Below are 25,038 nucleotides of genomic sequence, written 5' to 3'. Positions count from 1 at the left end.
TCGGGCCGGAAGGCCCTTGGCGACTGCGAGGGCATTGTGCGGCAGGCACTTGCATCCCGCAAGCGACCCGTGCCATGCTGCCCGCCGACCCCGATCGCACCCAGGAGGACGCATGGCCCATCCCAGTTCGCCCGCCCGGCGAATCCTCGTCGCCGCCCTGCTCGCCGCGCCACTGGCCGCGTCCGCAGCCACGGCCTCGACGACGCGTCCGCTCAACGTGCGCGAAGGCCCGGGGACGCAGTTCCTCGTGCTGACGGTGCTGCCGGTGCGCACTTCGGTGACGGTCCGCGGCTGCATCAACGGCTGGCAATGGTGCGAGGTCGATACCCGGCGCGCACGCGGCTGGGTGGATTCGCGCTTCCTCCAACCCTCGGTGCGCAACCGGGTGCCGATCATCCGCAATCCCAAGCAGAGGGAGCGGCAACCGCGGCCGGTGGGCTGAGCGCGCCGCATGCAGGCCGCCTGGGAGTCCCGCCTGGCCCGCGCCGCGAAGTGGCCGGCCGGGCTGGTGTTCGCGGCGCTGCTGGCCGGGTGCGCGCTGCCGCCCCTGGAGCCGCGCAGCCGCTCGCAGGCGCTGCCGGCCGCCGAGGCCAGCGCCACCACGCTGGGGCGCGCCGCCGATGGCGCCGCCGCGGCCCACCCCGGGCTGACGGGCATCCACGCGCTGGCGGACGCGCACGAGGCCTTCGCGGCGCGCATGCAGCTGGCGCAGCACGCCGAGCGCACGCTGGACGTGCAGTACTACATCTGGCGCGGCGACACCACCGGCCACCTGCTGCTGGAAGCGCTGCATGCCGCCGCCGACCGCGGCGTGCGCGTGCGGCTGCTGCTGGACGACAACGGCATCGCGGGGCTGGACGAGGAGCTGAGCGTGCTGGACGCGCACCCGAACATCGAGGTGCGCCTGTTCAACCCCTTCGTGTTCCGCTCGTTCAAGCCGCTGGGTTTCCTCACCGACTTCTCGCGCCTGAACCGGCGCATGCACAACAAGAGCTTCACGGCCGACAACGCCGTCACCATCGTGGGCGGACGCAACGTCGGCGACGAGTACTTCGGCGCCACCGATGGCGTGCTGTTCTCCGACCTCGACGTGGTCGCGACCGGCGCGGTCGTCGCGCCGGTGTCGCAGTCCTTCGACGACTTCTGGGCCAGCGCCTCGTCCTATCCGATCGCCGCGCTGGTGCCGCCACCGACCGAAGCTGCCGTCGCGGCCGTCCAGGCGCGCGAAGCGCTGATCGACCGCTCCGAGCGGGCCGCCGTCTACAAGCAGTCCGTGCGCGACCTGCTGCCGCCCGGCACCGCCCTCGGCAACCGGCTGCCGCTGGTGTGGGCGCCGGCGCACCTGTTGGTGGACCCGCCGTCCAAGGCTCTCGGCCAGGCCGAGCCCGAACAGCTGATGCTGGCCCACATGACCGAAGCCATCGGCGTGCCGAAGCGATCGGTGGACCTGGTCTCGCCCTACTTCGTGCCGACCGACGCCGGCACCGACTACTTCGTGGCGCTGGCGCAGCGCGGCGTCCAGGTGCGCATCCTCACCAATTCGCTGGCCGCCACCGACGTGGCCGCCGTGCATTCGGGCTATGCGCGCCATCGGCAACGGCTGCTGGCGGCCGGCGTGGTGCTGTACGAGCGCAAGCCCGATCCGGCGCCGCCGAAAGCGGAGCGCAGCGATGACGGTTTCCGCGTATCGGGCAGCTCGGGCAGTTCCGGCTCCAGCCTGCATGCCAAGACCTTCGGCGTCGACGGGGAGCGCGCTTTCGTCGGCTCCTTCAACTTCGACCCGCGCTCGGCGCGGCTGAACACCGAACTCGGCCTCATCATCGACAGCCCGGCGCTGGCCCGCGAGCTGGTGGAGGTCTTCGACCGGCGCATTCCCATGAACAGCTGGCAGCTGCGGCTAGCCCCCGCGACGGGCGCGCTGCTGTGGGTGGACCAGGCGAGCGACCCGCCGCAGGTGCTGGCCACCGAGCCGCTCACCAGCTGGGGCCAGCGCGCGACGGTGTGGTTCCTGGAACTGCTGCCCATCGAATCGCTGCTGTGAGCGCTCAGCGCACCTGCTCGGATTCGACCACCAGGTCGAGCACGTAGTAGTTGCGGCCACCGCTGGCATAGCGGTACATGCGCAGCACGTTGCGCGTGCCGGGCACGTGCGTGAAGCCTTCGATCTGGTCCTGGAACACGCGCCACTCGCCGATCGAGGTGCGCAGGCCCTGGTCGTCGAAGCGGATGTCGCGCACCGACAGGCAGCTGCCGCCGCCCGAAGGGCACGCCACTTCCATGGGCGCCACTTCCATGAACACGCGCTCGCCCGGGCCGCCGAAGCGGGTGGCCGGGGTCGGCGTGCCGGCCAGTTCCCAGCGGCCGCCGTCTTCGAACTGCAGCACCAGCGTCGGCGCTGCGCCCGGCGTCGAGCGGATCTCGTAGCGGCGGACCTGCGGCAGGCGTGCGCCGATGCGCTGTTCCAGCGCCATCAGGCCCGGCTCGGCACAGGCGCGCCGCGTGGCGACCGCCTGGCCGAGCTTGATCGCGCCGTTGTCGGTGGCATAGCCGGCGCCGATGACGTTGCACAGGTTCAGGACATTGACCCGGTCGTCCTGGAAACTCAGCTTCGGCGCCGGTCGCCCCGGCAACTGCCAGCCGGTTTCCGCCTGGCCGCGCGCATCGACGACGCTGGCCAGGTCCCAGGTGTACGCGCCCAGGCTGGGGCTGCTCGCGCCGCCCGTTGGCGCAGCGGCGCAGGCACACAGCAGCAAGGCCAGCCAGGCGGAGCGAAGCAGCGATGTCACGGCAATCTCTTTCTTTCAGGCCTGGCGCAGGCGCGGCACGCGCGACGCCAGCGCAGGCGCACGTGCCGCGATCCACAGGAAGCAGGCGCCGGCTGCCGCGCTCGCCAGGTGCTTGAGCGTGTGGCCCGACACGAATTGGCCGGTCAGGTCCCAGATCGGCTTGTCGAGGAGTTCGAAGACCTTGGCCAGCCCATAGAGCACGATCAAGGTCCACCACGCGCGGGCCGGCACCAGGCGATTGCGCGCCGCCAGGACCAGCAGCCCGAGCAGGCTGCCGAACTGCAGGATGACGTAGGGCCACAGGCTTCCGAGGTACACCCAGAAGGCGACGCTGCACAGCGAAGCCAGCACCACGAGCGCCGCCTCCGCCTGCGAGGGCGCGCCCACTCCGGAGCAGGCCCAGGCGGTCAGCACCGCGCCGGCGAACACCACGGCCAGCGGCAGCCGGTCCCAGATCAGCGTGGCATCGCCCGGCGCGTAGTGGTAGTAGGCCGAGCCGATGCCGGTGAGCACCAGGCCGATGCTCGCCACCACCAGGCCGGGACTCTTCGCGCGGCCTGCCTGCGCGGGCCCGAACACCTGCGCCAGCAGCGCGATGCCGGCCAGCGAGATCGGCACGTTGGACAGCACGTTGGCGGCGTTCGGCACGCCGAGCCAGCGCCGCGCGTCGGCGAAGTCATGGTAGGCGCCCGGCTGCGGCAGCGGATGCAGCCATTCCAGGACGAGGCCGGCGGCGAAGATCGCCACGACCAGCCAGCCGACGCCTGCTTGTCTGCTGGCCAACGTCAGTTCTTCATCTCGCCCGCAGGCACCGTGATCTCGTTCGTCCGCAGTTCGCCGCCGCCCTTCACGCTGCCCGAAACGGTCGTGTTGCCCGTGCCCATGACACGCTGGTGGCACGATTCGCGGGCGGCGCCTTCGGGCTGGCGTTCACAGCGCTTCAAGGCGTTGGCCTGGTATTGGTCTTCGCCCTTCGTCGCCAGCTTGCCCTGGGACTTCGCCTGGGTCGCCGCGCCGCGTTCACGCTGGCAAGCTGCGGTGTTGACGCGCGGATCGCTGCAGTCCTGCGCCGCCGCGCGCGGAACGCCGATGTAGAACGTGCTGCCGGCCAGCAAGGCCAGCGAGGCAATGTATGCAAGGGATTTCATAAGCCTTCCTTCCTGGAGACGACCGGGTGCTCAGAACTTAGTACACGGCTCAAAGGCAGTCAAAGTTCCGCGGGTCAGAGGCAATGCCCTGCCTCACTGCGGAACCACACGCGCGGCGTCGCCCCTGCCCTGGACGAACACGCGCTGGCCGACTCGCAGGCTCATGTCCGCCTGCTGCGTCACTTCGACGAGCACGCCGGAATCCGTGCGCACGAAAATCTGCTGGCCCGCCACCGGCGAGCTGAAGCGGCGCTGCGTCTCCTGCCCCGCCATCGTGCCGCCGATGGCGCCCGCGACCATGGCGACGTCGCGCCCGGTGCCGCCGCCAATGAGGCTGCCGAGCCCGACGCCGGCGATGCCGCCGAGCACCGCGCCGACGCCCATGTTTCCGGAGCTTTCGATCTGTGTCGGAGTGATCTGCTCGATGGTTCCCTGCGTGATGCTCATCTGGTCAGGCCCGAAGCCGGGCTGCGCGCACGCAACGACTGCGAGAGACATCACGGCCGCCAGCAGGCGTGAAATGAATCGAATCGCCATTGCATCTCCATGGTTCCAGTTGTTGGACGGTGCCGCCAGGAAACCACCTGCTGACGACAGGGGAGATGCAGATTGCCGAAGCGATGGACGCCGGTCTATGGGACGTTAGGCCGTGAAGACCCTTGCATATGCCGGGTCTCCGGAAGGACAGAGTGTTCCAGGCACGGCGCCGTTCACGCTGGCACGAGCTTGTCCAGCAAGGCCATGATCCGATCCGGATCGGCAGGCTTCACGAGATGTTCGTCGAAGCCTGCTGCGAGTGCGCGGCGGCGGTCCGCGTCCTGGCCGTAGCCGGTGAGGGCCACGTACATGCCGCGCGCGGTGCGCGGATGCGAACGCAGGCGCCGCACCACCTCGTAGCCGTCGATGGCCGGCAGCCCGATGTCGATGAAGGCGGCTTGCGGCGGCTGCGCCTCGGCCTGCTGCAGCGCGCGGACGGGGTCGTAGGCGACGCGCACGTGGTGGCCCGCGGTCTCCAGCAGGAGCTTCAACATTTCCGCCGCGTCTTCGTTGTCATCGACCACGAGCACGTCGAGCCCGGAACCGTTCTGGTGCCGCGATGGCTCGGCATGCGCGCCGCCGCCGCCGCCCGCGTGCTCCAGGCGCGGCAGGGTCACCGTGAAGCAGGTGCCCTGGCCCTTGCCCTCGCTGAACACGCGCACCGACCCGCGATGCAGTTCGACCAGGCTCTTCACGAGCGCCAGCCCGAGGCCCAGGCCGCCCTGCGAGCGATCAGGCGTGCGCTCCGCCTGCGAAAACAGGTCGAAGATGCGCGGCTGCAATTCCTCCGCGATGCCGATGCCGTCGTCCTGGACGCGCACGCAGACGCACTTGCCGTCCACCCACACCGTCAGCTGCAGGTGGCCGCCCGGCGGCGTGTACTTGGCTGCGTTGTTCAGGAGGTTGCTCAGCACCTGCACCAGCCGCTTCGCGTCCCCGAGCACATGCGCGCTGGCCGGCGGCAGTTCGATCGTCAGCTGGTGCCGCTGCGCCTCCACGAGCGGCCGCACCTGCTCCACCGCGTTGGCCACGATGGCCTTCATGTCCTGCGGCGCCTCTTCCAGCGTCACCAGGCCGCGCGTGACGCGCGACACGTCCAGCAGGTCATCGACCAGGCCCGTCATGTGGCGGACCTGGCGCGTGATGATGGCGCTGGTCTTCTGCCGGCGCCCTTCGTCCAGCGGCTGGCGCGCCAGCAGTTCGGCCGCCACGCTGATGGGTGCGAGCGGGTTGCGCAACTCATGCGCCAGCATCGCCAGGAATTCGTCCTTGCGGCGGCTGGCTTCGCGCAGGTCCTCCTGCGCCCGCGCGTTCTCCGCGGCCGACCAGGTGCGCTCCGCGACCTCGATGGCCAGTTCGATCTCGGCGTCGCTCCACGCCCGGGCCTCGTCGTGCTGCAGGCTCAGCACGAGGATCAGGCGGCCCGACTTGACGAGCGGGATCGCGAGGTTGGAGCGCACGCCGATGCTGGCGTAGGCGCCGGCGTGCGCAGCCGTGCGCGGGTCCGTGCGGACGTCGCAGATCACGAGGGGCACGCCGCTCCGGAGCGTGGCGATGATCTCCGGCCCGAACTCCTCCAGCCGGCGCCGCTCCGCCGGCGCATCGCCTTGCGAGCGGGTCCAGTGCCGCTGCACGAAGGTCCCGCTGGTGTCGTCGACCTCGACGTAGGTGACGCGCGTGATGTGCAGCCATTCGCCGAGCATGGCCGACGCCGTACGCGCGATCTGGTCCGGCGAAGTCAGCGGCCGCAGCCGGTCGGCCAGTGCGAGCAGCAGCGACTTGCGCGCGGTGCCGCGCTTCAGCGCTTCGGTGACGCGCGTCTGCTCCGTGACGTCGTCGGTGCGGTGGGCGATGCAGACCAGTGCGCCGGCGGCGTCGAAGATGGGAATGTTGACGGCAGTCCAGTAGCGTTCCTCGAAAGCTTCGCTGCCGTCGGGACGCTGGCTGCGGATGGGATAGCGCTGCACCGGCAGCGCATCGCTGCGTCCGGTTGCGATCACGCGCGCCAGTGAAGCACGCAAGGCGGCCACGCCGGTGTCGCCGCGGTCTTGGGGGTCGCCAGGGAAGACCGTGAACAGCCGCTGCCCCAACAGGCTCTCGCGCGTGCGCCCGGAGGCGTGCAGGAAGCTGTCGTTGACGGCGAGGATGACCGGGTCGTCGCTGGCGGAAAGCAGGTACTCGCCGACCGGCGACTGGTCGAACACGGACTCGAAGACGAACGGCGGGAGCATGCTTCGAGGTTAGCCCGGTTGCGCGCCGAAAGGGGCTCACCGGCGCAAGGCAGAGGCAGGGTCCTACAGGCAGGCTCGAGCAGGAAATCGCCGCGCTTGGTAAAATAGGGGCTCGCTTGCCGCAGTGGCGAGCGTCCCTCCTCGGAGAGACCCCATGTTGAAACCCGTCCTTCAGGCCGGGCCAGACGCAAGGCGCCTCCTGCCTTCCGCTGCCCCTGCCCTCGGCCGTCCGCGCCGCTGGCGCCTGCCTTCTTCCCTGGTTCCTGATCGTTAGCGTCGCGGCTTTCGCTGCCTCGTTTCCATTCTGCGTGCCCACTCACCGCGCCTGTCGCGGGGAGCGCTGGCGCACGCGCCAACCGATCAAGGATTTGCCATGAAGATGATGAACGACCTGCCGCGGCTCAGCGCGGCTGAACTGATGTACGCCTGCGCTGCGGTGCTGTCGCCCTACGTGCTGGCCTGGCTGGTGCTGGCCGTGACGCAGGGCTGAGCGCCCGGCCGCTTCACCTCGACGCGTTCGCGTCGAGGTGTTCGTGGCACGGGTTTTTCCGCTGTCACAAAACTGTCACAATTGCCTACCCTCGCGGGGATGAAGAAGACTCTCCTCGCCGCCGTCCTCGCGATCGGCACGACCGCCGCCTGGTCCCAGCAAGTGAACGTGATCTGCTCGGTGCAGGCCGAGTGGTGCAACATGCTGTCCACCGTCTACGCCCGCACCACCGGCGTGAAGGTCAACATGTCGCTGCGCGGTTCCGGCGAGGCGCTCGCGCAGTTGATCGCCGAAAAGGACAACCCGAAGACCGACGTCTGGTTCGGCGGCACGGGCGACCCGCACCTGCAGGCCGCGGAGCAGGGCCTGACGCTCGAATACAAGTCCGCCTCGCTGCCGCAGTTGCACGAGTGGGCGCAGCAGCAGGCCAGGCAGGCTGGCTACAAGACCGTGGGCATCTACTCGGGCCCGCTCGGCTTCGGCTACAACCCGGAGCTGCTGGCCAAGAAGAAGCTGCCCGTGCCCAAGGCCTGGGCCGACCTGCTGAAGCCCGGATACAAGGGCGACATCCAGGTGGCCAACCCGGCATCCAGCGGCACCGCGTACACGATGATCGCGACGCTCGTGCAGCTGATGGGCGAGGACAAGGCCTTCGATTACCTGAAGGGCCTGCACAAGAACGTCAGCCAGTACACGCGCTCCGGCACCGCGCCGATCAAGGCCGTCGCCCGCGGCGAGACCGCGGTGTCGATCAGCTTCGTGCACGACGGCCCGCAGGAAAAGATGGCCGGCTTCCCGCTGGAAACCATCACCCCGGCGGAAGGCACCGGCGCCGAGATCGGCTCCATGAGCATCGTGAAGGGCGCGCGCAACCTGGAAGCCGCGAAGAAGTTCTACGAGTTCTGCCTGACGCCCGGCGCGCAGGAGCTCGCGGCCGCGGCCAAGCAGTTCCAGCTGCCTAGCAACAAGGCCGCCAAGGTCGACGCGAACGTGCCTGACTTCCGCAAGATCAAGCTGATCAACTACGACTACGCCAAGTACGGCGCCAGCACCGAGCGCAAGCGCCTGATCGCCCGCTGGGAAAAGGAAGTCAACTCGCTGCCACGCTGATGCGCCGCGACTCGGGCCTCGCCATCCGGCTGTGGGTGGTGCTGGGGCTGCTGGGATACGTGGCGCTGCCCTGGTACGCGATCCAGGACGCCGGCTGGTGGCAAGCGATTCCCCAGGTCTTCGGAGGACCGGAGACCGCCAATGGCGTGGTGCAGGCCTTGCTGCACGGACGCAAGTGGCTGCTGGTCGGCCTGATCGGCCTGGTGCTTGCCGCCAGCGGGCTGGGGCAGCCGGCGGGACGGAAGCAAGGGCGCTGGCTGCTCGCCGGCGGCCTGATCGGCTTGGTCGGCCTGTTCGCCAGCGGTTTCCTGATCGGGGCCAAGGGCTGGTCCTTCGCCTTCATGGAGCGCGCCTTCGGCGAGCTGGCCGTGCAGCAGTTCGGCATGGGCGCCGGCGCCTGCGTGGTGCTCGTCGCGCTGACGGTGCTCACCGCTTTCGGCCTCGCACGCCTGGGCTTCTTCCGCGGCGACACCTTCGTCGCGGCCAGCGTGCTGGGCGCCGGCCTGCTCCTGCTGCTGTTCATCGGCTACCCGGTGGCGCGCGCGCTGTCTTCGGCCTTCTTCGACGAGGACGGCCGGCTCTCGCTGCTGGCGATCTACCAGCGCATCGGCAACGAGCGCATCTGGGGCCTGGGCTGCCTGGTTGGCAGCACCCGCTGCGGCGTGGCCTGGAACACGCTGTTCCTGGCGCTGCTGACGGCCGCCGGCACCACCTGCCTGGGCACCCTGCTCGCGCTGCTGGCCGAACGCGGCCCGCGCCGCTGGCAAGGGCCGCTGCGCGTGCTGGCGCTGCTGCCCATCATCACGCCGCCTTTCGTGGTCGGCCTCGGGCTGATCCTGCTGTTCGGGCGCGCGGGCATCGTCAACCAGCTGCTGGAACACCTGTTCGGCCTGGAGCCGACCCGCTGGTTCTACGGGCTGCTCGGGATCTGGATCGCGCAGCTGTTCGCCTTCACGCCGATCGCCTTCATGATCATGCGCGGCGTCGTGCAGGGCGTGGCGCCCAGCCTGGAGGAAGCCGCGCAGACCCTGCGCGCGGACCGGTCGCGCACCTTCTTCTCGGTCACGCTGCCGCTGCTGAAGCCGGGCCTGGCCAACGCCTTCCTGGTGGGCTTCATCGAAAGCATCGCGGACTTCGGCAACCCGGTCGTCGTGGGTGGCCAGTACTCGGTGCTCTCCACCGACATCTTCTTCGCCATCGTCGGCGCGCAGAACGACCCGGGCCGCGCGGCTTCGCTGGCCTGGGTGCTGACTTTGTTCGCGCTGGGCGTGTTCGCATTGCAGCGCGCGCTGCTCGGGCGCACCAGCTTCACCACGGTCAGCGGCAAGGGCGATGCGGGCCTGGCGATGCCCCTGCCCGATGGCGTGCGGCGCGCGGTGTATTCGGTGGCGATTCCGTGGCTGCTGTTCACGGTGGTGATCTACGCTTTCGCCTTCATGGGTGGCCTGGTGCAGACCTGGGGCCGCAACTACACGCCGACCTTGCAACATTTCAAGACGGCCTTCTCGCTGGAATGGGGTGAATACGGCATCGTCTGGGCCGGCACGGCCTGGAACTCGCTGTTCACGACGGTGAAGCTGTCGGCCATCTCCGCGCCACTGACGGCGGGCCTGGGCCTGCTGGTCGCCTGGCTGCTGGCACGCACGCAGTTCCGCGGCCAGGGCTTCTTCGAGTTCGCCGCGCTGCTGGCCTTCGCGATCCCCGGCACGGTGCTGGGCGTGAGCTACATCGCCGCCTTCAACGTCCCGCCCTTCGAGCTGACCGGCACCGGCCTCATCATCGTGCTGTGCTTCGTGTTCCGCAACCTGCCGGTGGGCGTGCGCGCGGGCACCGCGGCGTTCAAGCAGCTCGATCGCTCGCTGGACGAAGCCTCGCTGATGCTGCGCGCCTCCACGGCGCAGACGCTGCGGCACGTGGTGCTGCCGCTGCTGAAGCCTGCGTTGGTCGCGGCGCTGATCTACAGCTTCGTGCGCGCGATGACCACCGTGTCCGCGGTGATCTTCCTCGTCACGGCGGAGAACGACCTGGCCACCACCTACATCATCAGCCGGGTGGGCAACGGCGACTACGGCGTGGCGCTCGCCTACTGCACCGTCCTCATCGTGCTCATGTCGCTGGCCATCGCGCTGATCCAGTTCGCCGTCGGCGAGCGGCGCCTGGGCCGCCGCCGGGCCGGCATCGCACAACAGGCCATCGCATGAACGGCATCGAATTCCGCAACGTCAGCAAGCGCTACGGCGCCGACCCGGCAGCGCCGCTGGCCGTCAAGGGCATCAGCTTCGAGGTGCCCGAAGGCACGCTCACGACGATCCTCGGCCCCTCGGGCTGCGGCAAGACCACCACCTTGCGCATGATCGCCGGCCTGGAGTCGCCGAGCGCGGGCAGCATCTTCATCGCCGGGCGCGACGTGACGACGCTGGGCCCGGCCGAGCGCAACGTCAGCATGATGTTCCAGAGCTACGCCTTGTTCCCGCACATGGGCGTGCTGGAGAACGTGGGCTACGGCCTGCGCATGTCGGGCGTGCCCAAGGCACAAGCCGCTGCGCGGGCGCGCGAGGCGCTGGCCAACGTCGGTCTGGTCGGCTTCGACCAGCGCTCGCCCAGCGAACTCTCCGGCGGCCAGCAGCAGCGCGTCGCGCTTGCGCGCGCCCTGGTGCTGGAGCCCGCGGTGCTGCTGTTCGACGAACCGCTGTCCAACCTCGACGCCCGCTTGCGCCGCGAAATGCGCGAGGAGATCCGCGCGCTGCAGCAGCGGCTGCAGCTCACCGTCGCCTACGTCACGCACGACCAGAGCGAGGCGCTGGCCGTCAGCGACCACATCATCGTGATGGACCACGGCGTGATCGCCCAGCGCGGCACGCCCGAGGAACTGTACGAACGCCCGGCCACGGAGTTCGTGGCGGGTTTCATGGGCGAGGCCATGCTGTTCGAAGCGATGGCGCAGGCGGACGGCAGCGTGCGCCTGGGACCCTTGCAGGTGGCGCCGCGCACGCGCGTGGCCACCGGCCCGGTGAAGGTCGCGGTGCGGCCGGAAGCCTGGCTGCTGGGGCCGGCCGACGAGGCCTCCGGCCTCGCGGGCACCGTCAGCAAATCCGCCTACCTGGGCAGCGTCGTCGAATACCTCGTCGAGACGCCGCTGGGCAAGCTGTTCGTGGTGTCGCCGGACCTGTCCACGCGCAGGCAAGCCGGCGACCGCGTCGGCCTGCGGCTCGCCACGCACGGCGTGTCGGTGGTGCCGCAGTCCGGCGGCTGAAGCCTCAGACCCGTCGCCGCCGCGGCACCACCTGCAGTTGCACCGACGCCGCCGCCGGCGCGGCCGTCAGCGTCAGCTGCTGCGGCGGCAGGTCCAGCAACTGGTCGGCCTGCCAGACCTTGATGCGCACCAGCCCTTCGGGCACGGCCTCGAAGCTCGCCTGGCCGGAGTCGTCGCTGAGCGCCGCCCAGGGCGTGTCGCTCACGAAGACGTGGGCCTTCATCGACGCATGAAGGTGGCATCCAAGCAGCACCGGGCCGGCCTTGTCGAAGCGGCCTTCGGCGACGGCGGCCGGCTTGCCGGCGGCCTTGCCATCCAGCCGCAGCTCGAAGCCGCCGCCCGGCGCGTCGTCGAAGCTGTGCAGGCCGGCGGCGCTGGCGCGCACGTGGTGTTCCCACGGGTCGTTGTTGACGAAGGTCGCCTGCGCGCCCACCGCCACCAGCGACACCGCCGGCACGAAACGCATCTTCTCCTGCGAGATCGTCACGTGTGTGGGCAGCGGCTTGGGCGCGCCCGGCGCCGCCGGCGCCAGCACCACCACGGCGTCGGGCACCGGCTTGCCTTCCTTGTCCAGGACGGTGACCTTGAGCGCGCCGGCCTGCGTCGCCACAGCCGCGAGCATGCCGGCGGCCAGCAGAATGAGCTTGGCTTGCATGGCGAGGCCTCAGTGGACGATGTGCCAGACCTTGTTGTAGTTGTCGCCGTACTTGTCGCCCGGCTCCTGGTCTTCCGGCCACGTGTACAGCGGCTTGCCCTTGAAGGCCCACTGGCGGCGGCCGTCGTCGCGCGCCACGATGGTGTAGTCGCCCTGCGGCCGGTCGTCCGAGCGCGCCAGGTGCGGCGGCCACTTCACGGCGCAATCGCCGTTGCAGGCGGACTTGCCGCTGCCCATGGCATCGCGGTCGAAGGTGTAGAGCGTCAGGCCCTGCGCGTTGGCCAGCATGCCCTCGCGCATCTGCGCGGGCGCTTCGGCCACGGAGGTCGTCGCGCAGCCGGCGACGAGCACGGCGGACAGCAACACGAAAGGCAACAGTTTCTTCATGCGGAGGCTCCTCGGCGCGCCGCGGAATGCAGCGCCTATCCGCATGAACGCTGGCAGGGCCCCGTTTATTCCATCGCGCGCGTGAAGGATTTGGCGAAAGCGGCGCTCAGGCCGAAGCCTTGCGCTCTTCCTCCAGCATCACCCGGCCCTCGGCGGCGATCTTGTCCAACATCGCGAACAACGCCAGGCATTCCTTGTCGGTCAGCGACGACAGCAGGCGGCGATTGCGCTGGTTGGCCTCGTTGAAGGCTTTGCGGTACAGGCTCTTGCCGGCGGGCGTCAGCGACAGCATCACCTTGCGCTTGTCCTTCACGTCGCCCTCGCAGCGCACCAGGCCGCGCTCCGCCAGCGAAGTGATGGTGCGGTGGGCCTGCGCCAACTGCACGTCCGCTTCCTCGGACAGCGGCAGCATGGCGATGGGCGCAAACAGCGAGATGGTTCCCATCAAACGCCATTCGACACCCGTGATGCCGAACTTGCGGGCGAAGGCGAGGTGGCCATGCTTGGTCGCGTAGAAGGTCGCGCGCTGCAGCCGATACGCGGCGAGTTCGGCGATCGAGCTGGCGGCATCGGGAGAGGTCATGGTGCGGACTGCGAATCGGTGGAAGGAACTGTGCCACAGGCCGGCACGAGATGGCAGGCAGCGAAGCGCCCCGCGGCGACGGGTTGCAGCGCGGGCTGCTGCTCGCGGCACACCGCCATGGCGTGGGGGCAACGCGGGTGGAAAGCGCAGCCCGAAGGGGGCGCGAGCGGCGAGGCGATCTCGCCCTTGAGGGGCTGGAAGACCGTGTTGCCGGCGTCGAGCCGCGGGACGCTGTCCAGGAGCGCCCGCGTGTAGGGATGCGCCGGCTCGCGAAAGAGTTCCGCCGTCGGCGCGACCTCGACCAGCCGCCCGAGGTACATCACCGCCACCCGGTCGGCCAGGTGGTGCACGACGCTCAGGTCGTGGCTGATGAACAGGTAGGTGAGGCCCTTGCGCTCGCGCAGGTCCATGAACAGGTTCAGCACTTGCGCCTGCACCGAGACATCGAGCGCGGCCACCGACTCGTCGCAGACCAGGAAGCGAGGTTGCACCGCCAGCGCACGGGCGATGCCGATGCGGGCCCGCTGGCCGCCGGAGAACTGGTGCGGAAAGCGGTCGGCCATGGCCGGGTCCAGGCCCACCTGGCGCAGCAGTTCGGCCGCGAAGTCGGCCTGGCTCGCGCCTTCCAGCAGGCCGTGCACGCCAGCCGCCTCGCCGATCGCATCCCCGACCCGCCGTCGCGGGTTCAACGATGCATGCGGGTCCTGGAAGATCATCTGGATGCCGAGCGCGGTCGCGCGCTCCTGCGCCGGCGGCATGGCGGCCACGTCGGCACCATCCCAGAGCCGCCGGCCCGTGTCGGGCGCATGCAGGCCGGCGGCAACGCGGCCCAGCGTGGACTTGCCGCAGCCGGATTCACCCACCAGCCCCAGCACTTCGCCCGGCGCCACGGCCAGGTCGGTCTCGTGCAGCACGGTGACGCGCCGCGCCGCGGGCTGGCCCGCCAGGCGCGCGCGCAAGCGGGCGACGGCGTCCTCGGGACGCGCGAAAGTCTTGGTGACGCCCTGGAGTTCGAACAGCGGCGTCATGGTGCTTCGAAGGCCGGCATGGTGCGCAGGCGCTGGCCGCGCGGGTTGCGGCTGGGGATGGAATCCATCAGGCCGCGCGTGTAAGGGTGCACGGGTGCGCGCAGCACCTGGTCCACGTCGCCCTGTTCGACGATCTTGCCCTTGTGCATGACGCAGATGCGCTGCGCCAGCGCCGCGACGACCGCGAGGTCGTGCGTGATCCAGATCAGCGAGGCGCCGGTCTCCCGCGTGAGCTTCTGCATCTCGTAGAGGATCTGGCCCTGGATCGTGACGTCCAGCGCCGTGGTCGGTTCGTCGGCGATGAAAAGCTTCGGCGAATTGAGCAGCGCGATCGCGATGACCACGCGCTGGCGCATGCCGCCTGACAGTTGATGCGGGTAGCTGCGCAGGCGCTCGCCGGCCGAGGGGATGCCCACGCGCTCCAGCGCGTGATGCGCCTCCTCCAGCGCGCGAGCGCGACCGACCTTGCGATGGGCCAGCACCGCCTCGGCCATCTGCGTGCCGATGCGCAGCACCGGGTTCAGCGTCATCATCGGGTCCTGGAAGATCATCGCCATCCGGTTGCCGCGCAGCGCGCGCAACTGCTCGGACGGCAGGCCCACCAGCTCCCGCCCCTCGAAGCGGATGCTGCCGGCAACCACCTTGCCGGGCGGATCGACCAGGCCCATGATGGAGTAGCCGGTCTGCGACTTGCCGGAGCCCGACTCGCCCACCAGGCCCAGCACTTCGCCGCGGCCCAGGCTGAAACTGACGCCGTCGACGGCGCGCACGGTGCCGCCGCGGACGTCGAAATGGGTGCTCAGCCCCTGGACTTCGAGCAGCGGCTCGCTCATCGCTTCAGCCTCGGGTTCAGCACGTCGGCCAGCTGGTCGGCGACGGTGTTGATGGCCAGCACCGCGACCAGCAGAGCGACGCCAGGGAAGAAGCTGATCCAGTAATTGCCGGACAACATGTAGCCGTAGCCGTTGGAGATCAGCAGGCCCAGCGAGGGCTCGGTGACAGGCAGGCCCAGGCCGAGGAAGGAGAGCGTCGCCTCCAGCCCGATGGCGATGGCCACCTGCACGGTCGCCACCACCAGCAGCGGCGGCAGGCAGTTGGGCAGGATGTGCGCGAACAGGATGCGTGCGCGCGGCAGCTGCAGCCCGCGCGCCGCCTCCACGTACTCCTTGCGCAACTCCACCAGCGCCGAGCCGCGGACGGTGCGCGCGTAATAGGTCCACTGCACGAGCACCAGCGCCAGCACGATCTTGTCCGCGCCCTTGCCGAACAGCGCCAGGAAGATCAGCGCGATCAGGATGGAGGGAAAGGCCAGCTGCGTGTCGGCCAGCCGCATGATGAAGGCATCGATGGCGCCGCCGAACCAGGCCGCCGCGAGCCCCAGCGCCGTTCCCACGACAGCAGCGATGGCGGTGCACAGCAGGCCCACCATCATGCTGATGCGCAGGCCATAGAAGATGGCCGACAGCATGTCGCGGCCCTGGTCGTCGGTGCCCAGCCAGTAGCGCACGCCCTCGGCGGTCCTGGTGCCGGGCGGGAGCCGCGCGTCCAGCACCGACAGTTGCTGCAGGTCGTAAGGGTTCTGCGGCGAGATCCACGGCGCCAGCACCGCGACCAGCACGATGAGCGCGGTCACGGCCAGGCCCGCGCAGGCCAGGCGGCTGGCTGTGAACTCGCTCCACAGGCGCCGCAGCGGCGTTTCGGCAGTGGCGCTCATGAAGCCCTCGCGCTCAGGGTGATGCGCGGGTCCAGCCAGGAGTACAGCAGGTCCACGACGAGGTTGATCAGCAGGTAGATCACCACCACGAACATCAGGTAGCCCAGCACCACCGGGCGGTCGAGCGCGTTGATCGAGTCGATGAGGAGCTTGCCCATGCCGGGCCAGCCGAAGATGGTTTCGGTGACGACGGAGAAGGCGATGATCCCGCCGAAGTTGATGCCGACCACGGTGACGATGGGGATCAGGATGTTCTTCAGCACGTGCACGCCCATCAGCCGCGCATTGCCTATGCCCTTGGCGCGCGCGAACTTGACGTAGTCGGTCAGCAGCGCCTCGCGGGTCGCCGAGCGCGCCAGCCGCAGGACCATCGCTGCATTGAAGAGGGCCAGGTTCAGCGCGGGCAGCAGCAGGTGGCGCAGCCCCTGCCAGCTGAGGAAGCTCACCTGCAGGCCCAGCCACTCGGTGGTGGGACCGCGACCGTTGGAAGGCAGCCAGCCCAGGTGGACCGAGAAGACCATGATCAACATCAGCCCGAGCCAGAAGGTGGGCAGGCTGAAACCCAGCGAGGACAGGAACGTGAGCGCGCGGCCCGCCACCGTCTCCGGCCAGCGGCCTGCCACCAGCCCGAGCGGCAGGCCCACCACGATCGCGATGAGCGTGGCGGCCACCGCCAGTTCCATCGTCGCGGTGAGCCGGCTCGCTATCAAGGTGGACACCGGCAGCCCGGTGGCGAAGGACTTGCCCATGTCGCCATGCACCGCGCGCCCCGCGAAGTCCAGGTACTGCGCGAGCGCGGGCTTGTCCAGCCCCAGCGCGGACATCATCTGGGCCCGCATTTCCGGGGTGACGCTGTCCGGGATCATCATCGATGCCGGGTCGCCGACCAGGTAGATGCCGGCGAAGACGATCACCGACATCAGCCACAGGACGAGGATGCTCTGGCCCAGGCGCCGCAACAGGAACAGGACCACGTGTCGCGCGCCCTCAGTTGCCGGAGGCTTCGAAGGCGTAGGTGCGCTCGTCGACGCGGGGCGTCAGCACCACGCCCTTGCGCGCCGCCCAGGTGCCCACCATCAGCTCGGTGGGAATCACGCCGACCTCGTCACGCAGCACGCGGGTCGTATCGCGGTACTTGCGCTCGCGGACCTGCTCGTCGTTCAGCGCCAGCGCTTCGCGCAGTGGCTTCCAGAAGGCCGGCGAATCGTAGGTCTGCATGTTGACCTTGCGGAACGGGTTGTTGGTGGGGTTGCTGAACAGGTATTCCAGCGTCACGCCCAGGTCGCCGCCGTCGACACCGGTCGCCAGCAGCAGCATCGGCAGCTCCAGCTTGTTGCCACGCGTGAAGAACACGCTGGTCGGCACCACTTCGACGCTCACCTTGCAGCCCAGGCGCGACAGCATCTGGCCCACGGCCTGCGCCTGCGCCGAATCGGTCGGATGGCTGTCGCTGCGCGCGAAGATGGACAGCTTGAAGCAATTGGGCAGGCCCGCTTCGGCCATCAGCTTCTTCGCGCCTTCCAGGTCGTACTTCTCCGGCGCGAGGTCGGGGTTGTAGCCGAACATGGTGGCCGGCACGGGGTTCTGCGTGGGCACGCCCAGGCCGTCCATGACGCGCGAGCCGATGGCCTCGCGGTCGATCGCCTTCGAGAAGGCCTTGCGCACCCGCACGTCCTTGAAGGGGTTGGACGTGAGCGGCTTGCCGTCGTGGTCGAAGGCTTGCGGCAGCGCGTCCGAAGCCTGGTTCAGCGTCCAGAAAGTGTGGCGCGCCAGCGGCTTGGTATAGAAGGTGATGTTCGGGTTCTGCTTGATGCGCGCGACGTCGGCGGTGGGCACCACCGCGATCGCGTCGACTTCGCCCGACAGCAGTGCGGCCGTCCGTGCCGGGTTGTTCGGCATGATGCGGATGGTCACCTTGTCGAAGTGCGGCTTCTTGCCCCAGTAGGCCTCGTTGCGCGTCATCTCGATGCGGTCGCTGCGCAGGAACTTGCCGAAGCGGTAGGGGCCTGTGCCCACCATGCCCTTGCCGGTCTCGAAGTCCTCGGGCTTCAGGCCCTGTGTCGCGTGCTTGGAGACGATGGGCACCATCGCCAGGTAGTTGGGCAGCACGGCCAGCGGCGTAGCCGTGGTGAAGCGCACCGTGTTCGCGTCCAGGGCCTCGGCCTTGGTGATGTCCTTCAGGAAGCCGTTGAGCGTCGCCGGCGAAGACGTCAGCGTGGCGGGGCGGCCCACCGAGTACACGACGTCTTCCGCCGTCAGCGTGGAGCCGTCGTGGAACTTGACGTTGGGGCGCAGCTTGAACTCCCACACCGAAGCCTCCGTGCGCCGCCACGATTCGGCCAGGCGCGGCACCAGCCGGCCGTCCGCGTCCAGGTCGGCCAGCGACTCGAACATGTGCCGCGAGACCTGCACGTTGCCGGCGATGTTGGCGTACTGCGGGTCCATCGACGTGACGTCGGTGGCGATGGCCAGCTTGAGTTCGGCGGCCTGCGCGTGCACGCAGGCGGCGGCTAGGGCGAACGCCGCGGCCGCCTTGAGGGCAGAGGGAACCATGCGCTTGTCTCCTGGTTTTTCGTGGTCGCCGCGATGCTTGACAAAGTTAAGCATCGGCGAAATGATTCTATTGAGATGCTTCACACTGTCAACTTTTATCGCGGCGGTTTCGGGCATCCGGCATGCGGGTTATCCCGGGCTACAAGACGAATGGAGACGCAGTGGAAATGACCGGCGGCCAGGCCCTGGCGCGACAACTCGTGATCGAAGGTGTCACCGACATCTTCGGCATTCCCGGCGTGCAGCTCGATTGGGCGACCGATGCGCTGATCGACGTTGCCGACCGCATCCGCTTCATCGTGCCGCGCCACGAGCAGGCCGCTTCGTACATGGCCGACGGCTATGCGCGGACCACGGGCCGCGAAGGCGTCTGCATGGTGGTGCCCGGGCCGGGCGTGCTCAACGCGCTGTCGGGGCTGGCAACGGCTTATGCGTGTTCCTCGCGCGTGCTGTGCATCGCCGGGCAGATCCCTTCCGCGACCCTAGCCCAGGGCTACGGCATGCTGCACGAAGTGCCCGGGCAGTCCGAGGTGCTCAAGAGCGTTACCAAGTGGTCGGCGCTCGCCCGCACGCCGGCGGACATTCCGCGCCTGGTGCACGAGGCTTTCGTGCAGATGCGCAGCGGCCATCCGCGGCCGGTGGCGCTGGAGATCCCGCCCGACGTGCTGCAAGCCCGTGGCGAGGTGCAGCTATGCGAGGCGGCCGCACCGGCCGCTCCGCAGGCGCCTGCGCGCGAGGCCGTCGCCGAGGCCGCAAAGCTGCTGGCCGCCGCGCGCTCGCCGGTGATCTGGGCCGGCGGCGGCGTGCTGGCCGCGCAGGGCGCGCAGGCGCTCGAGCGGCTGGCGCAGAAGCTGCGCGCGCCGGTGGTGATGACGGACAACGGGCGCGGCGCGCTGCCGCAGCGCCATCCGCTGGCCTTGCTCAATCTCGGCGGCCGTTGCGTGCTTCCGCATGCCGACGTGGTGCTGGTCGCCGGCTCGCGGGCGATGGATGCCATCGGCCGCCCGGCCCACGCTGCCGCCGGCGTCCAGTACATCTACCTCAACATCGATCCGGCGCACACGGGCGCTCCGCGCGCGCCTGGCCTCGCGCTGGTCGGGGACGCGGCCGCGGGGCTGGACGCGCTTGCCGACGCGCTCGATGCGGTGCCGGCGTCCGCGCCGCGCCACGACCTCGATGCCGTGCGCGCCTGGTGCGACGAACAGGTTGCCTACGTCGAACCGCAGCGTTCCATCCTCGCGGCCATTCGCGCGGCGCTGCCCGACGACGGCATCCTGGTGAGCGAACTCACGCAGGTCGGCTATGCGGCCAACTTCGCCTACCCGGTGCAGGCGCCGCGCACGCTGGTCAGCCCGGGCTACCAGGGCACGCTGGGCTACGGCTTTCCCACCAGCCTGGGCGTGGCCCTGGGCAGCAAGGGGCGGCGCGTGGTTTCGATCAGCGGCGACGGCGGCTTCGGCTGGGGCTTGCAGGAGCTGGCGACCGCGGCCAAGTACCGGCCCGACCTGGCGATCGTCGTCTTCGCCGATGGCGCCTTCGGCAACGTCCGGCGCATCCAGCAGAACGTGTTCCAGCGCGAGACCGACACCACGCTCACCAACCCGGACTTCGTTGCGCTGGCGGCGGCTTTCGGCATCGAAGGCGAAAGCGTGGACAGCGTAGCCGGCCTGTCGGCGGCGCTGGAGCGCGCGCTGGCGCAAGGCGGCCCGCGGCTGATCGAGATGCGGGTCGGCGCGATGCCGGGGCCCTGGCATTTGATCCACACCTTCTCGAAAGCGCCGCGCCCCGCGCCGGCCAACCCGCTGGGCGAAGCGGCCACCGCGGCCTCGGGAACTGCGCCGGTCCACCGTACCGAGAGTCCGCGGCTGCGCCACATGGCGTCCAACGAGAACCCGCTGGGCATCGGCCCCATGGCGATGGCCGCTGCGCGGGACTGCCTGGCCGGCCTCGCCGCCTACCCCGACCCGTCGGGCGCCCCGCTGAAAGCAGCGCTGGCGCGCCGCTTCGGGCTGGCGGCCGAAGGCCTGGTGATAGGCAACGGTTCCAGCGAGCTGATCGACCTGGTGACGCGCAGCTTCGTCGTCAAGGGCGACGAGGTGGTGTACTCGCAGTACTCCTTCATCGGCTATCCGCATGCGGTGAAGTCCGCGGGGGGCGCCAGCATCGTGGTGCCCGCGCGCGACTACGGGCACGACCTCGATGCGATGCTCTCAGCGGTGACGCCGCGCACCCGCGTGGCCTTTGTGGCGAACCCCAACAACCCGACCGGCACCCTGCTGGAAGAAGCGGCCATCGTGCGCTTCCTCGAAGCGATGCCGGCGCGGGTGCTGGTGGTCCTGGACGAGGCCTACACCGAGTACCTGCCCGAGGCCGCGCGCATGAACGCCTTCGCCTTGCTGAAGCGCTTTCCCAACCTCGTGGTGATGCGCACCTTTTCCAAGGCGCATGGCATGGCGGGGCTGCGCGTCGGCTTCGCGGCGGCGAGCGCCGAGGTGGCGCAGCTGATGAACCGCGCGCGGCTGGCCTACAACGTCAACGCGCCGGCGCAGGCCGCGGCCATCGCGGCGCTGGACGACGCAGCCTTCCTGCAGCGCAGCTACGAAGTGAACGAGGCCGGCAAGCGGCGGCTGTCGGCGGCGCTGGGCGAGCTGGGCATCCCCTTCATCCCGTCCTGGGGCAACTTCGTGGCCGCCGATTTCTCGGGCATCACCGGCGGACCGGAAGGCGTCAACGCCTACCTGCAGTCCCGCGGCCTGCTGGTGCGGCCGCTCGGCCCCTACGGCCTGCCGACCCACCTGCGCTTCACGATCGGGCTGCCGGACGACAACGAGGCCCTGGTCGCGGCGCTGGCGGATTACCTGAAGCGCTAGCGCATTTCGCGCACGCGCTCCCGCGTGTACACCTCGGTCCACTTCAGGGAGCCGAGGTGCGTCACCTTCCAGGGGTCGTAGCTGCGCTCCTCGATGCGCACTGCGCGGCCATCCAGGTGCACGGCCGCGATCGCTTCCTTCCGCTGCAGCACGCTCACGTCGGCCAGCGGGTCGCCGGCGACGAACAGGAAGTCCGCCTTGCGCCCGGCCTCGATCGCGCCCAGCAGGTGGCCGCGCGGCAGCAGCGCCGCGGTCCCTGAAGTGGCGATGCGCAGCGCGTGCGCCGGCGTGAAGCCGATCCAGTCCACCAGGATCTCGATCTCGCGCGCATGCCATTCGCCATAGGGCGTGACGGCAAAGCCGGAATCGCTGCCGGCCACGAAAGGCACGCCGGCCTCGCGCAGCTTGCGCAGGTTCTTCTTGGCGACCTCGATCACGCGCAATTGCGCCGCCTTGTAGCCGGAGCCCACCGAGGGCTCGTGCTCCGCCGAGAACTCCACGTTGTTGCGCAGGAAGGTCAAGGTGGGCGACACGCGGCTGCCGGACTTCAGCATCGCCTCGGCGCAGGCTTCGTCGGCGAAGAAGGCGTGGTTGATGACGTCGACGCCGGCCCGCGCGGCGTACATCACGGCCTCCTTGCCGTAGGCGTGCGTCACCACCTTCTTGCCCAGGCGGTGCGCCTCGTCGACCATCGCGCTGATCTCGTCCTGCGTGAAGGCGGCGATGTGCGTGCCGTCCTCGCGGAAGTGCGTGCCATCCATCGCGATCTTGATGCAGTCGACGCCGGCCTTGGCCTGGCGCCGCACCTCGGCGAGTTGGGATTCACGCGTGGTGCACAGGCGGCCCGTCACGTACTCGGGCGTGCCCACGTGCTCCGGGAACCAGTCGTTGAGGCTGTGGCGGTTGGCGATGACGTTGCTGCTGGCGGCGATACGCGGCCCGGTAAACAGGCCGGCGTTGATGGCATCGCGCACGCTGATGCTGCAGTTGCCGGCATCGCCCGGCACGACGACCGAGGTGTAGCCCGCGGCCAGCACGCGCTGGGCGAAGAACAGGCCGCGCAGCGCGCGGAATTCCGGCGTCGTCCAGAAGTCGATGTCCTCCTCGCTGCGGGCGTTGCCGAAGACGAGGTGGGTGTGGGCGTCGGCCAGGCCGGGCATGACGAAGTGGCTGCCGGCATCGAGCTGCGTATCGCCGGGCTGCTTCTCGGGCGCCTGGGCCGTCGGGCCGACGTAGCGGAAGACACCGTCCTCGATGACCAGCGTCTGGTCGTGGCGGGCAGAGTCTTCGAGACCGGTGAACAGGCGCTCGCAGCGGACGAAAGTGCGGGAACTCAAGACAGGGACTCCTGGGTGGTGGCGGGCGCCGCCGCCAGCGCGGGCAGCAGGCGCGAGAAGAACAGGAAGGCGGCGACGTCCATCACCAGCGCCGCGGCGCCGAGTGCGGGATAGCCGAAGCCTTTCACCAGCGTACCGCCCAGGATGGGGCCGATGGCGGAGCCCACCATCAGCATCGCGGGCGTGGCAGCGACGGCGCGGCCGCTGCGATCCAGCGATGCGAGCAGGCCGAAGCAGAAAGTGTGGCTGAAGATCACGACTGCGACGAAGACCGAACCGGCGGCCGCGTAGGGCACGAAACCGGAGCTCCAGGTGAGCACCAGGGCCAGCAGCGCCTGCAGCACCGCGCCCACCAGCACCACCTTGCGCGCATCCAGCTTGCGCTGCAAGGCCGCGGCCAGGCCACCCGGCACCAGGTTGATGAGGCCCAGCGCGATCAGCAGCGCATTGATCGCGCCCGCACCGAAGCCGCGGTCGGCGCCCATGCGCTCCAGGAAGCTGAACACCATCGCCTGCACCAGCGCCATGCAGCTGATGCCCAGGATGCCGAACCACACCTGGCGCGGCAGCGCCAGGGCCTGGGTCTTGTGCCCGGTGGCGGCCGGCAGCGCGTGGTCCGGGAACAGCAGCGCCGTCACGATGCAGGCGGCCAGCATGATGCCGCCGAACACCAGGAACAGCGCCGAGCCGCCGGACGCGGCGATCACCTGCGGCGTCGCGCCCATGAACAGCACGCCGAACACGCCCAGCGCGGTGCCCATGATGCCGAACAGCCGGTGCGGGTTCGCGCTGCGGCCGACCGTCCCGTGCGTCACGCTCAGGCCCGTGCCGGCGGCCAGCCCGCCCAGCACGTGCATCAGCGCCAGCGCGCCGAAAGCAGTGGCCTGGCTGCAGCCGAAGAAGGCGATGGCCGCCAGCCCATAGGCGGCCGGGGCCACCCAGCGCGGTTGCACGCGGTGGAAGCGCGGCGCCACCCAAAGGCTGGCGACGACGGCGCCGGCCAGGAACAGCGTGGCCAGCCCCCCGGCCTGCTGCGGGTCGAAGCCGAAGCGAGCGATCAAGGTGCCCACCCAGATCGGCAAGGCCACCAGGTCCACCATGCCGGCGCAGTGCGCCACCATCAGGGCGAAGCGGCCGCCGCGGGTTTCCGTCTTGCTCATCTCACACCTCCGCCTGTTCGGCCGCCAGCAATTTCTCCAGCACGCGGCGCGCGCGCACGGCGGGCGCGTCGACGTCCAGCAGCACCGGCTTCAAGTCCCAGAAGCCTTTGCTGCCCAGCGCGCGCTGCTGCGCCTCCACCATCGGCTTGTCCTCGTGCAGGAAAGGCAGGCGCAGGCCGGCGATGTTGCGGTTCGCGATCTCCTGCGCCTCGGGCCCGATCGCCTTCGGCAGGCCCATCGCATAGAAGTAGTGCGTGCGGGTTTCGGTGGCCGGCGTGAACAGGTGCACCTGCGCGTTCTTCATGCTCTCCTCGCGCGGCCGCCCGGCCAGGCCCATGTCCGCCTGCAGGTACATGCTGGCGGGGGCGTCCCAGCGCACGTCCAGCCAGCGGTCGCACGGCGCGCCGTGCGGCAAGCCGGCGGCCTGGTACAGGAAGTCCGGCAGCACCTCGTCGCGGATGAAGCGCCGCGACCAGACAGTGTTGCCTTCCTGCGTGACCACGGTCTTGCCTTCGCCCGCCTTGCCGCTGCCCAGCGAGCCGGGATGCAGGTACTGGATGTGGCTCAGGTCCAGGATGTTGTCGCTTTCGAGCGCGTAGTTGGCCTCGATCTCCATGCTGTCCTTGCCCAGCACGAAGTGCTCGGGGTCGAGGAAGGGAAAGGCGGGGATCGTCGCCGGGTCCGCCTTCGCGGCATCGCCCATCCACACCCACAGCAGGCTCCAGCGCTCCACGAGGGGAAAGCTTCGCACCACGGCCGCCACCGGGATGCGGCCGTCGCCATGCGGGTTGTGCACGCACTGGCCGGCGCCGTCGAAGCGCAGGCCGTGGTAGCCGCATTGGATGGACTTGCCGCCGTCACAGAGCTTGCCCATGGACAGCGGCGCGAAGCGGTGCGGGCAGCGATCGAGCAGCGCTTTCGGCTGCCCTTCGCCGTCGCGGAACAGCACGAGGTTCTCGCCGCAGACCTGCCGGGCGAGCAGCTTGCCTTCGGGGACTTCGTCGGCCCAGCCGGCGACGTACCAGACGTTGCGCAGGAAGTTCATCTCAGTTCTCCTCGGCGCACAGCAGCGCCTCCAGCTTGCGGCGGCAGCGCACCGCGCCGGCGTCGTGCACCAGCAGTTCGCCGGCCCGCACTTCGTCGTGCAGCGCGGCCACGTACCAGGCGTTGCGCGGATAGCGTTCCATGGCCGCGCC

The 25,038-nt window shown here is 69.7% G+C and carries 22 protein-coding genes and 1 pseudogene; 6 read left to right on the top strand and 17 right to left on the bottom strand.

Going from position 1 to position 25,038, the window contains the following annotated elements:
- Window positions 1-112 precede the first annotated feature (112 nt).
- Complete coding sequence (locus tag HHL11_RS25325) at window positions 113-442, top strand: SH3 domain-containing protein (protein ID WP_169421391.1); 330 nt, start codon at window positions 113-115, stop codon at window positions 440-442.
- Between the two features lie 9 nt (window positions 443-451).
- Window positions 452-2,041, top strand: coding sequence for a phospholipase D family protein (locus tag HHL11_RS25320; RefSeq protein WP_240980431.1), 1,590 nt, complete (start codon window positions 452-454; stop codon window positions 2,039-2,041).
- 4 nt (window positions 2,042-2,045) lie between these two features.
- Here the strand turns inward: HHL11_RS25320 and HHL11_RS25315 are convergent, their stop codons facing one another.
- The 5 genes from HHL11_RS25315 to HHL11_RS25295 form a co-directional block, all read right to left on the bottom strand.
- Window positions 2,046-2,786: an META domain-containing protein gene (locus tag HHL11_RS25315; RefSeq protein ID WP_342593276.1), complete on the bottom strand. Its 741-nt coding sequence runs from the start codon at window positions 2,784-2,786 to the stop codon at window positions 2,046-2,048.
- Window positions 2,787-2,801: 15 nt separating this feature from the next.
- A complete protein-coding gene (locus tag HHL11_RS25310; RefSeq protein WP_169421390.1) occupies window positions 2,802-3,569 on the bottom strand; it encodes a hypothetical protein in 768 nt (255 codons plus the stop codon).
- A 2-nt stretch (window positions 3,570-3,571) separates the two neighbouring features.
- Entirely contained in the window at window positions 3,572-3,934 is a 363-nt protein-coding gene (locus tag HHL11_RS25305) for a hypothetical protein (protein WP_169421389.1), read from the bottom strand.
- Window positions 3,935-4,027: 93 nt separating this feature from the next.
- Window positions 4,028-4,471: an outer membrane lipoprotein gene (locus tag HHL11_RS34970; protein WP_169421388.1), complete on the bottom strand. Its 444-nt coding sequence runs from the start codon at window positions 4,469-4,471 to the stop codon at window positions 4,028-4,030.
- Between the two features lie 173 nt (window positions 4,472-4,644).
- Window positions 4,645-6,702 (bottom strand): hybrid sensor histidine kinase/response regulator, encoded by a 2,058-nt coding sequence (locus HHL11_RS25295; protein WP_169421387.1) that lies wholly within the window; start codon window positions 6,700-6,702, stop codon window positions 4,645-4,647.
- Window positions 6,703-7,291: 589 nt separating this feature from the next.
- Between HHL11_RS25295 and HHL11_RS25290 the strand changes: the two genes are divergently transcribed.
- The 3 genes from HHL11_RS25290 to HHL11_RS25280 are packed head-to-tail and all read left to right on the top strand — an operon-like array spanning window position 7,292 to window position 11,555.
- Complete coding sequence (locus HHL11_RS25290; RefSeq protein ID WP_169421386.1) at window positions 7,292-8,302, top strand: ABC transporter substrate-binding protein; 1,011 nt, start codon at window positions 7,292-7,294, stop codon at window positions 8,300-8,302.
- Window positions 8,302-10,503, top strand: a complete 2,202-nt coding sequence (locus tag HHL11_RS25285; RefSeq protein ID WP_169421385.1) for an ABC transporter permease — start codon at window positions 8,302-8,304, stop codon at window positions 10,501-10,503. The genes HHL11_RS25290 and HHL11_RS25285 overlap by 1 nt, the downstream gene beginning before the upstream one ends.
- Window positions 10,500-11,555 (top strand): ABC transporter ATP-binding protein, encoded by a 1,056-nt coding sequence (locus tag HHL11_RS25280; protein ID WP_169421384.1) that lies wholly within the window; start codon window positions 10,500-10,502, stop codon window positions 11,553-11,555. The genes HHL11_RS25285 and HHL11_RS25280 overlap by 4 nt, the downstream gene beginning before the upstream one ends.
- A gap of 4 nt (window positions 11,556-11,559) precedes the next feature.
- On the opposite strand, the gene HHL11_RS25275 is transcribed toward HHL11_RS25280, so the two are convergent.
- The 8 genes and pseudogenes from HHL11_RS25275 to HHL11_RS25240 form a co-directional block, all read right to left on the bottom strand.
- Entirely contained in the window at window positions 11,560-12,210 is a 651-nt protein-coding gene (locus HHL11_RS25275) for a cupredoxin domain-containing protein (protein ID WP_169421383.1), read from the bottom strand.
- A 9-nt stretch (window positions 12,211-12,219) separates the two neighbouring features.
- Window positions 12,220-12,597 (bottom strand): COG4315 family predicted lipoprotein, encoded by a 378-nt coding sequence (locus HHL11_RS25270; protein WP_169421382.1) that lies wholly within the window; start codon window positions 12,595-12,597, stop codon window positions 12,220-12,222.
- A 106-nt stretch (window positions 12,598-12,703) separates the two neighbouring features.
- A complete protein-coding gene (locus tag HHL11_RS25265; RefSeq protein WP_169421381.1) occupies window positions 12,704-13,180 on the bottom strand; it encodes a MarR family winged helix-turn-helix transcriptional regulator in 477 nt (158 codons plus the stop codon).
- A complete protein-coding gene (locus HHL11_RS25260; protein WP_169421380.1) occupies window positions 13,177-14,208 on the bottom strand; it encodes an ABC transporter ATP-binding protein in 1,032 nt (343 codons plus the stop codon). Before HHL11_RS25260 ends, HHL11_RS25265 begins: the two co-directional genes overlap by 4 nt.
- A 14-nt stretch (window positions 14,209-14,222) precedes the next feature.
- Window positions 14,223-15,041: pseudogene (locus HHL11_RS25255) on the bottom strand (ABC transporter ATP-binding protein); the annotation flags it as partial.
- Window positions 15,038-15,922 (bottom strand): ABC transporter permease, encoded by an 885-nt coding sequence (locus HHL11_RS25250; protein WP_169421378.1) that lies wholly within the window; start codon window positions 15,920-15,922, stop codon window positions 15,038-15,040. The gene HHL11_RS25250 and the pseudogene HHL11_RS25255, both read right to left, overlap by 4 nt.
- Window positions 15,919-16,896, bottom strand: coding sequence for an ABC transporter permease subunit (locus HHL11_RS25245; protein WP_169421377.1), 978 nt, complete (start codon window positions 16,894-16,896; stop codon window positions 15,919-15,921). Before HHL11_RS25245 ends, HHL11_RS25250 begins: the two co-directional genes overlap by 4 nt.
- Before the next feature lie 13 nt (window positions 16,897-16,909).
- Window positions 16,910-18,475 (bottom strand): ABC transporter substrate-binding protein, encoded by a 1,566-nt coding sequence (locus HHL11_RS25240; protein ID WP_169421376.1) that lies wholly within the window; start codon window positions 18,473-18,475, stop codon window positions 16,910-16,912.
- Between the two features lie 167 nt (window positions 18,476-18,642).
- Between HHL11_RS25240 and hisC the strand changes: the two genes are divergently transcribed.
- Complete coding sequence (gene hisC, locus HHL11_RS25235; protein ID WP_240980465.1) at window positions 18,643-21,345, top strand: histidinol-phosphate transaminase; 2,703 nt, start codon at window positions 18,643-18,645, stop codon at window positions 21,343-21,345.
- Here the strand turns inward: hisC and HHL11_RS25230 are convergent.
- The 4 genes from HHL11_RS25230 to HHL11_RS25215 are packed head-to-tail and all read right to left on the bottom strand — an operon-like array spanning window position 21,342 to window position 25,029.
- Window positions 21,342-22,682: a metal-dependent hydrolase family protein gene (locus HHL11_RS25230; RefSeq protein WP_205964646.1), complete on the bottom strand. Its 1,341-nt coding sequence runs from the start codon at window positions 22,680-22,682 to the stop codon at window positions 21,342-21,344. The two genes, hisC and HHL11_RS25230, sit on opposite strands and share 4 nt — an antisense overlap.
- The gene (locus tag HHL11_RS25225; RefSeq protein WP_169421374.1) at window positions 22,679-23,842 is read right to left on the bottom strand and encodes an MFS transporter; all 1,164 of its coding nucleotides are present in this window, start codon (window positions 23,840-23,842) and stop codon (window positions 22,679-22,681) included. Before HHL11_RS25225 ends, HHL11_RS25230 begins: the two co-directional genes overlap by 4 nt.
- Window position 23,843: 1 nt before the next feature.
- Window positions 23,844-24,887, bottom strand: a complete 1,044-nt coding sequence (locus tag HHL11_RS25220) for an aromatic ring-hydroxylating dioxygenase subunit alpha (protein WP_169421373.1) — start codon at window positions 24,885-24,887, stop codon at window positions 23,844-23,846.
- Between the two features lies 1 nt (window position 24,888).
- A complete protein-coding gene (locus HHL11_RS25215; protein WP_169421372.1) occupies window positions 24,889-25,029 on the bottom strand; it encodes a hypothetical protein in 141 nt (46 codons plus the stop codon).
- Window positions 25,030-25,038 lie beyond the last annotated feature (9 nt).

This window comes from Ramlibacter agri, assembly GCF_012927085.1.
In the GTDB taxonomy this organism is placed as follows: Bacteria; Pseudomonadota; Gammaproteobacteria; order Burkholderiales; family Burkholderiaceae_C; genus Ramlibacter; species Ramlibacter agri.
Note: the sequence above shows the minus strand (reverse complement) of the source record. Positions and strands in the feature narration are given on the sequence as shown.

Bases quoted from the DNA above. Each gene is read 5' to 3' on its own strand.
- HHL11_RS34970 (WP_169421388.1), bottom strand. From the start codon at position 4,471: ATGGCGATTCGATTCATTTCACGCCTGCTGGCGGCCGTGATGTCTCTC.
- HHL11_RS25295 (WP_169421387.1), bottom strand. From the start codon at position 6,702: ATGCTCCCGCCGTTCGTCTTCGAGTCCGTGTTCGACCAGTCGCCGGTC.
- HHL11_RS25305 (WP_169421389.1), bottom strand. From the start codon at position 3,934: ATGAAATCCCTTGCATACATTGCCTCGCTGGCCTTGCTGGCCGGCAGC.
- HHL11_RS25320 (WP_240980431.1), top strand. From the start codon at position 452: ATGCAGGCCGCCTGGGAGTCCCGCCTGGCCCGCGCCGCGAAGTGGCCG.
- HHL11_RS25280 (WP_169421384.1), top strand. From the start codon at position 10,500: ATGAACGGCATCGAATTCCGCAACGTCAGCAAGCGCTACGGCGCCGAC.
- HHL11_RS25260 (WP_169421380.1), bottom strand. From the start codon at position 14,208: ATGACGCCGCTGTTCGAACTCCAGGGCGTCACCAAGACTTTCGCGCGT.
- HHL11_RS25290 (WP_169421386.1), top strand. From the start codon at position 7,292: ATGAAGAAGACTCTCCTCGCCGCCGTCCTCGCGATCGGCACGACCGCC.
- HHL11_RS25225 (WP_169421374.1), bottom strand. From the start codon at position 23,842: ATGAGCAAGACGGAAACCCGCGGCGGCCGCTTCGCCCTGATGGTGGCG.
- HHL11_RS25265 (WP_169421381.1), bottom strand. From the start codon at position 13,180: ATGACCTCTCCCGATGCCGCCAGCTCGATCGCCGAACTCGCCGCGTAT.
- HHL11_RS25285 (WP_169421385.1), top strand. From the start codon at position 8,302: ATGCGCCGCGACTCGGGCCTCGCCATCCGGCTGTGGGTGGTGCTGGGG.
- HHL11_RS25275 (WP_169421383.1), bottom strand. From the start codon at position 12,210: ATGCAAGCCAAGCTCATTCTGCTGGCCGCCGGCATGCTCGCGGCTGTG.
- HHL11_RS25215 (WP_169421372.1), bottom strand. From the start codon at position 25,029: ATGGAACGCTATCCGCGCAACGCCTGGTACGTGGCCGCGCTGCACGAC.
- hisC (WP_240980465.1), top strand. From the start codon at position 18,643: ATGACCGGCGGCCAGGCCCTGGCGCGACAACTCGTGATCGAAGGTGTC.
- HHL11_RS25270 (WP_169421382.1), bottom strand. From the start codon at position 12,597: ATGAAGAAACTGTTGCCTTTCGTGTTGCTGTCCGCCGTGCTCGTCGCC.
- HHL11_RS25220 (WP_169421373.1), bottom strand. From the start codon at position 24,887: ATGAACTTCCTGCGCAACGTCTGGTACGTCGCCGGCTGGGCCGACGAA.
- HHL11_RS25325 (WP_169421391.1), top strand. From the start codon at position 113: ATGGCCCATCCCAGTTCGCCCGCCCGGCGAATCCTCGTCGCCGCCCTG.
- HHL11_RS25250 (WP_169421378.1), bottom strand. From the start codon at position 15,922: ATGAGCGCCACTGCCGAAACGCCGCTGCGGCGCCTGTGGAGCGAGTTC.
- HHL11_RS25240 (WP_169421376.1), bottom strand. From the start codon at position 18,475: ATGGTTCCCTCTGCCCTCAAGGCGGCCGCGGCGTTCGCCCTAGCCGCC.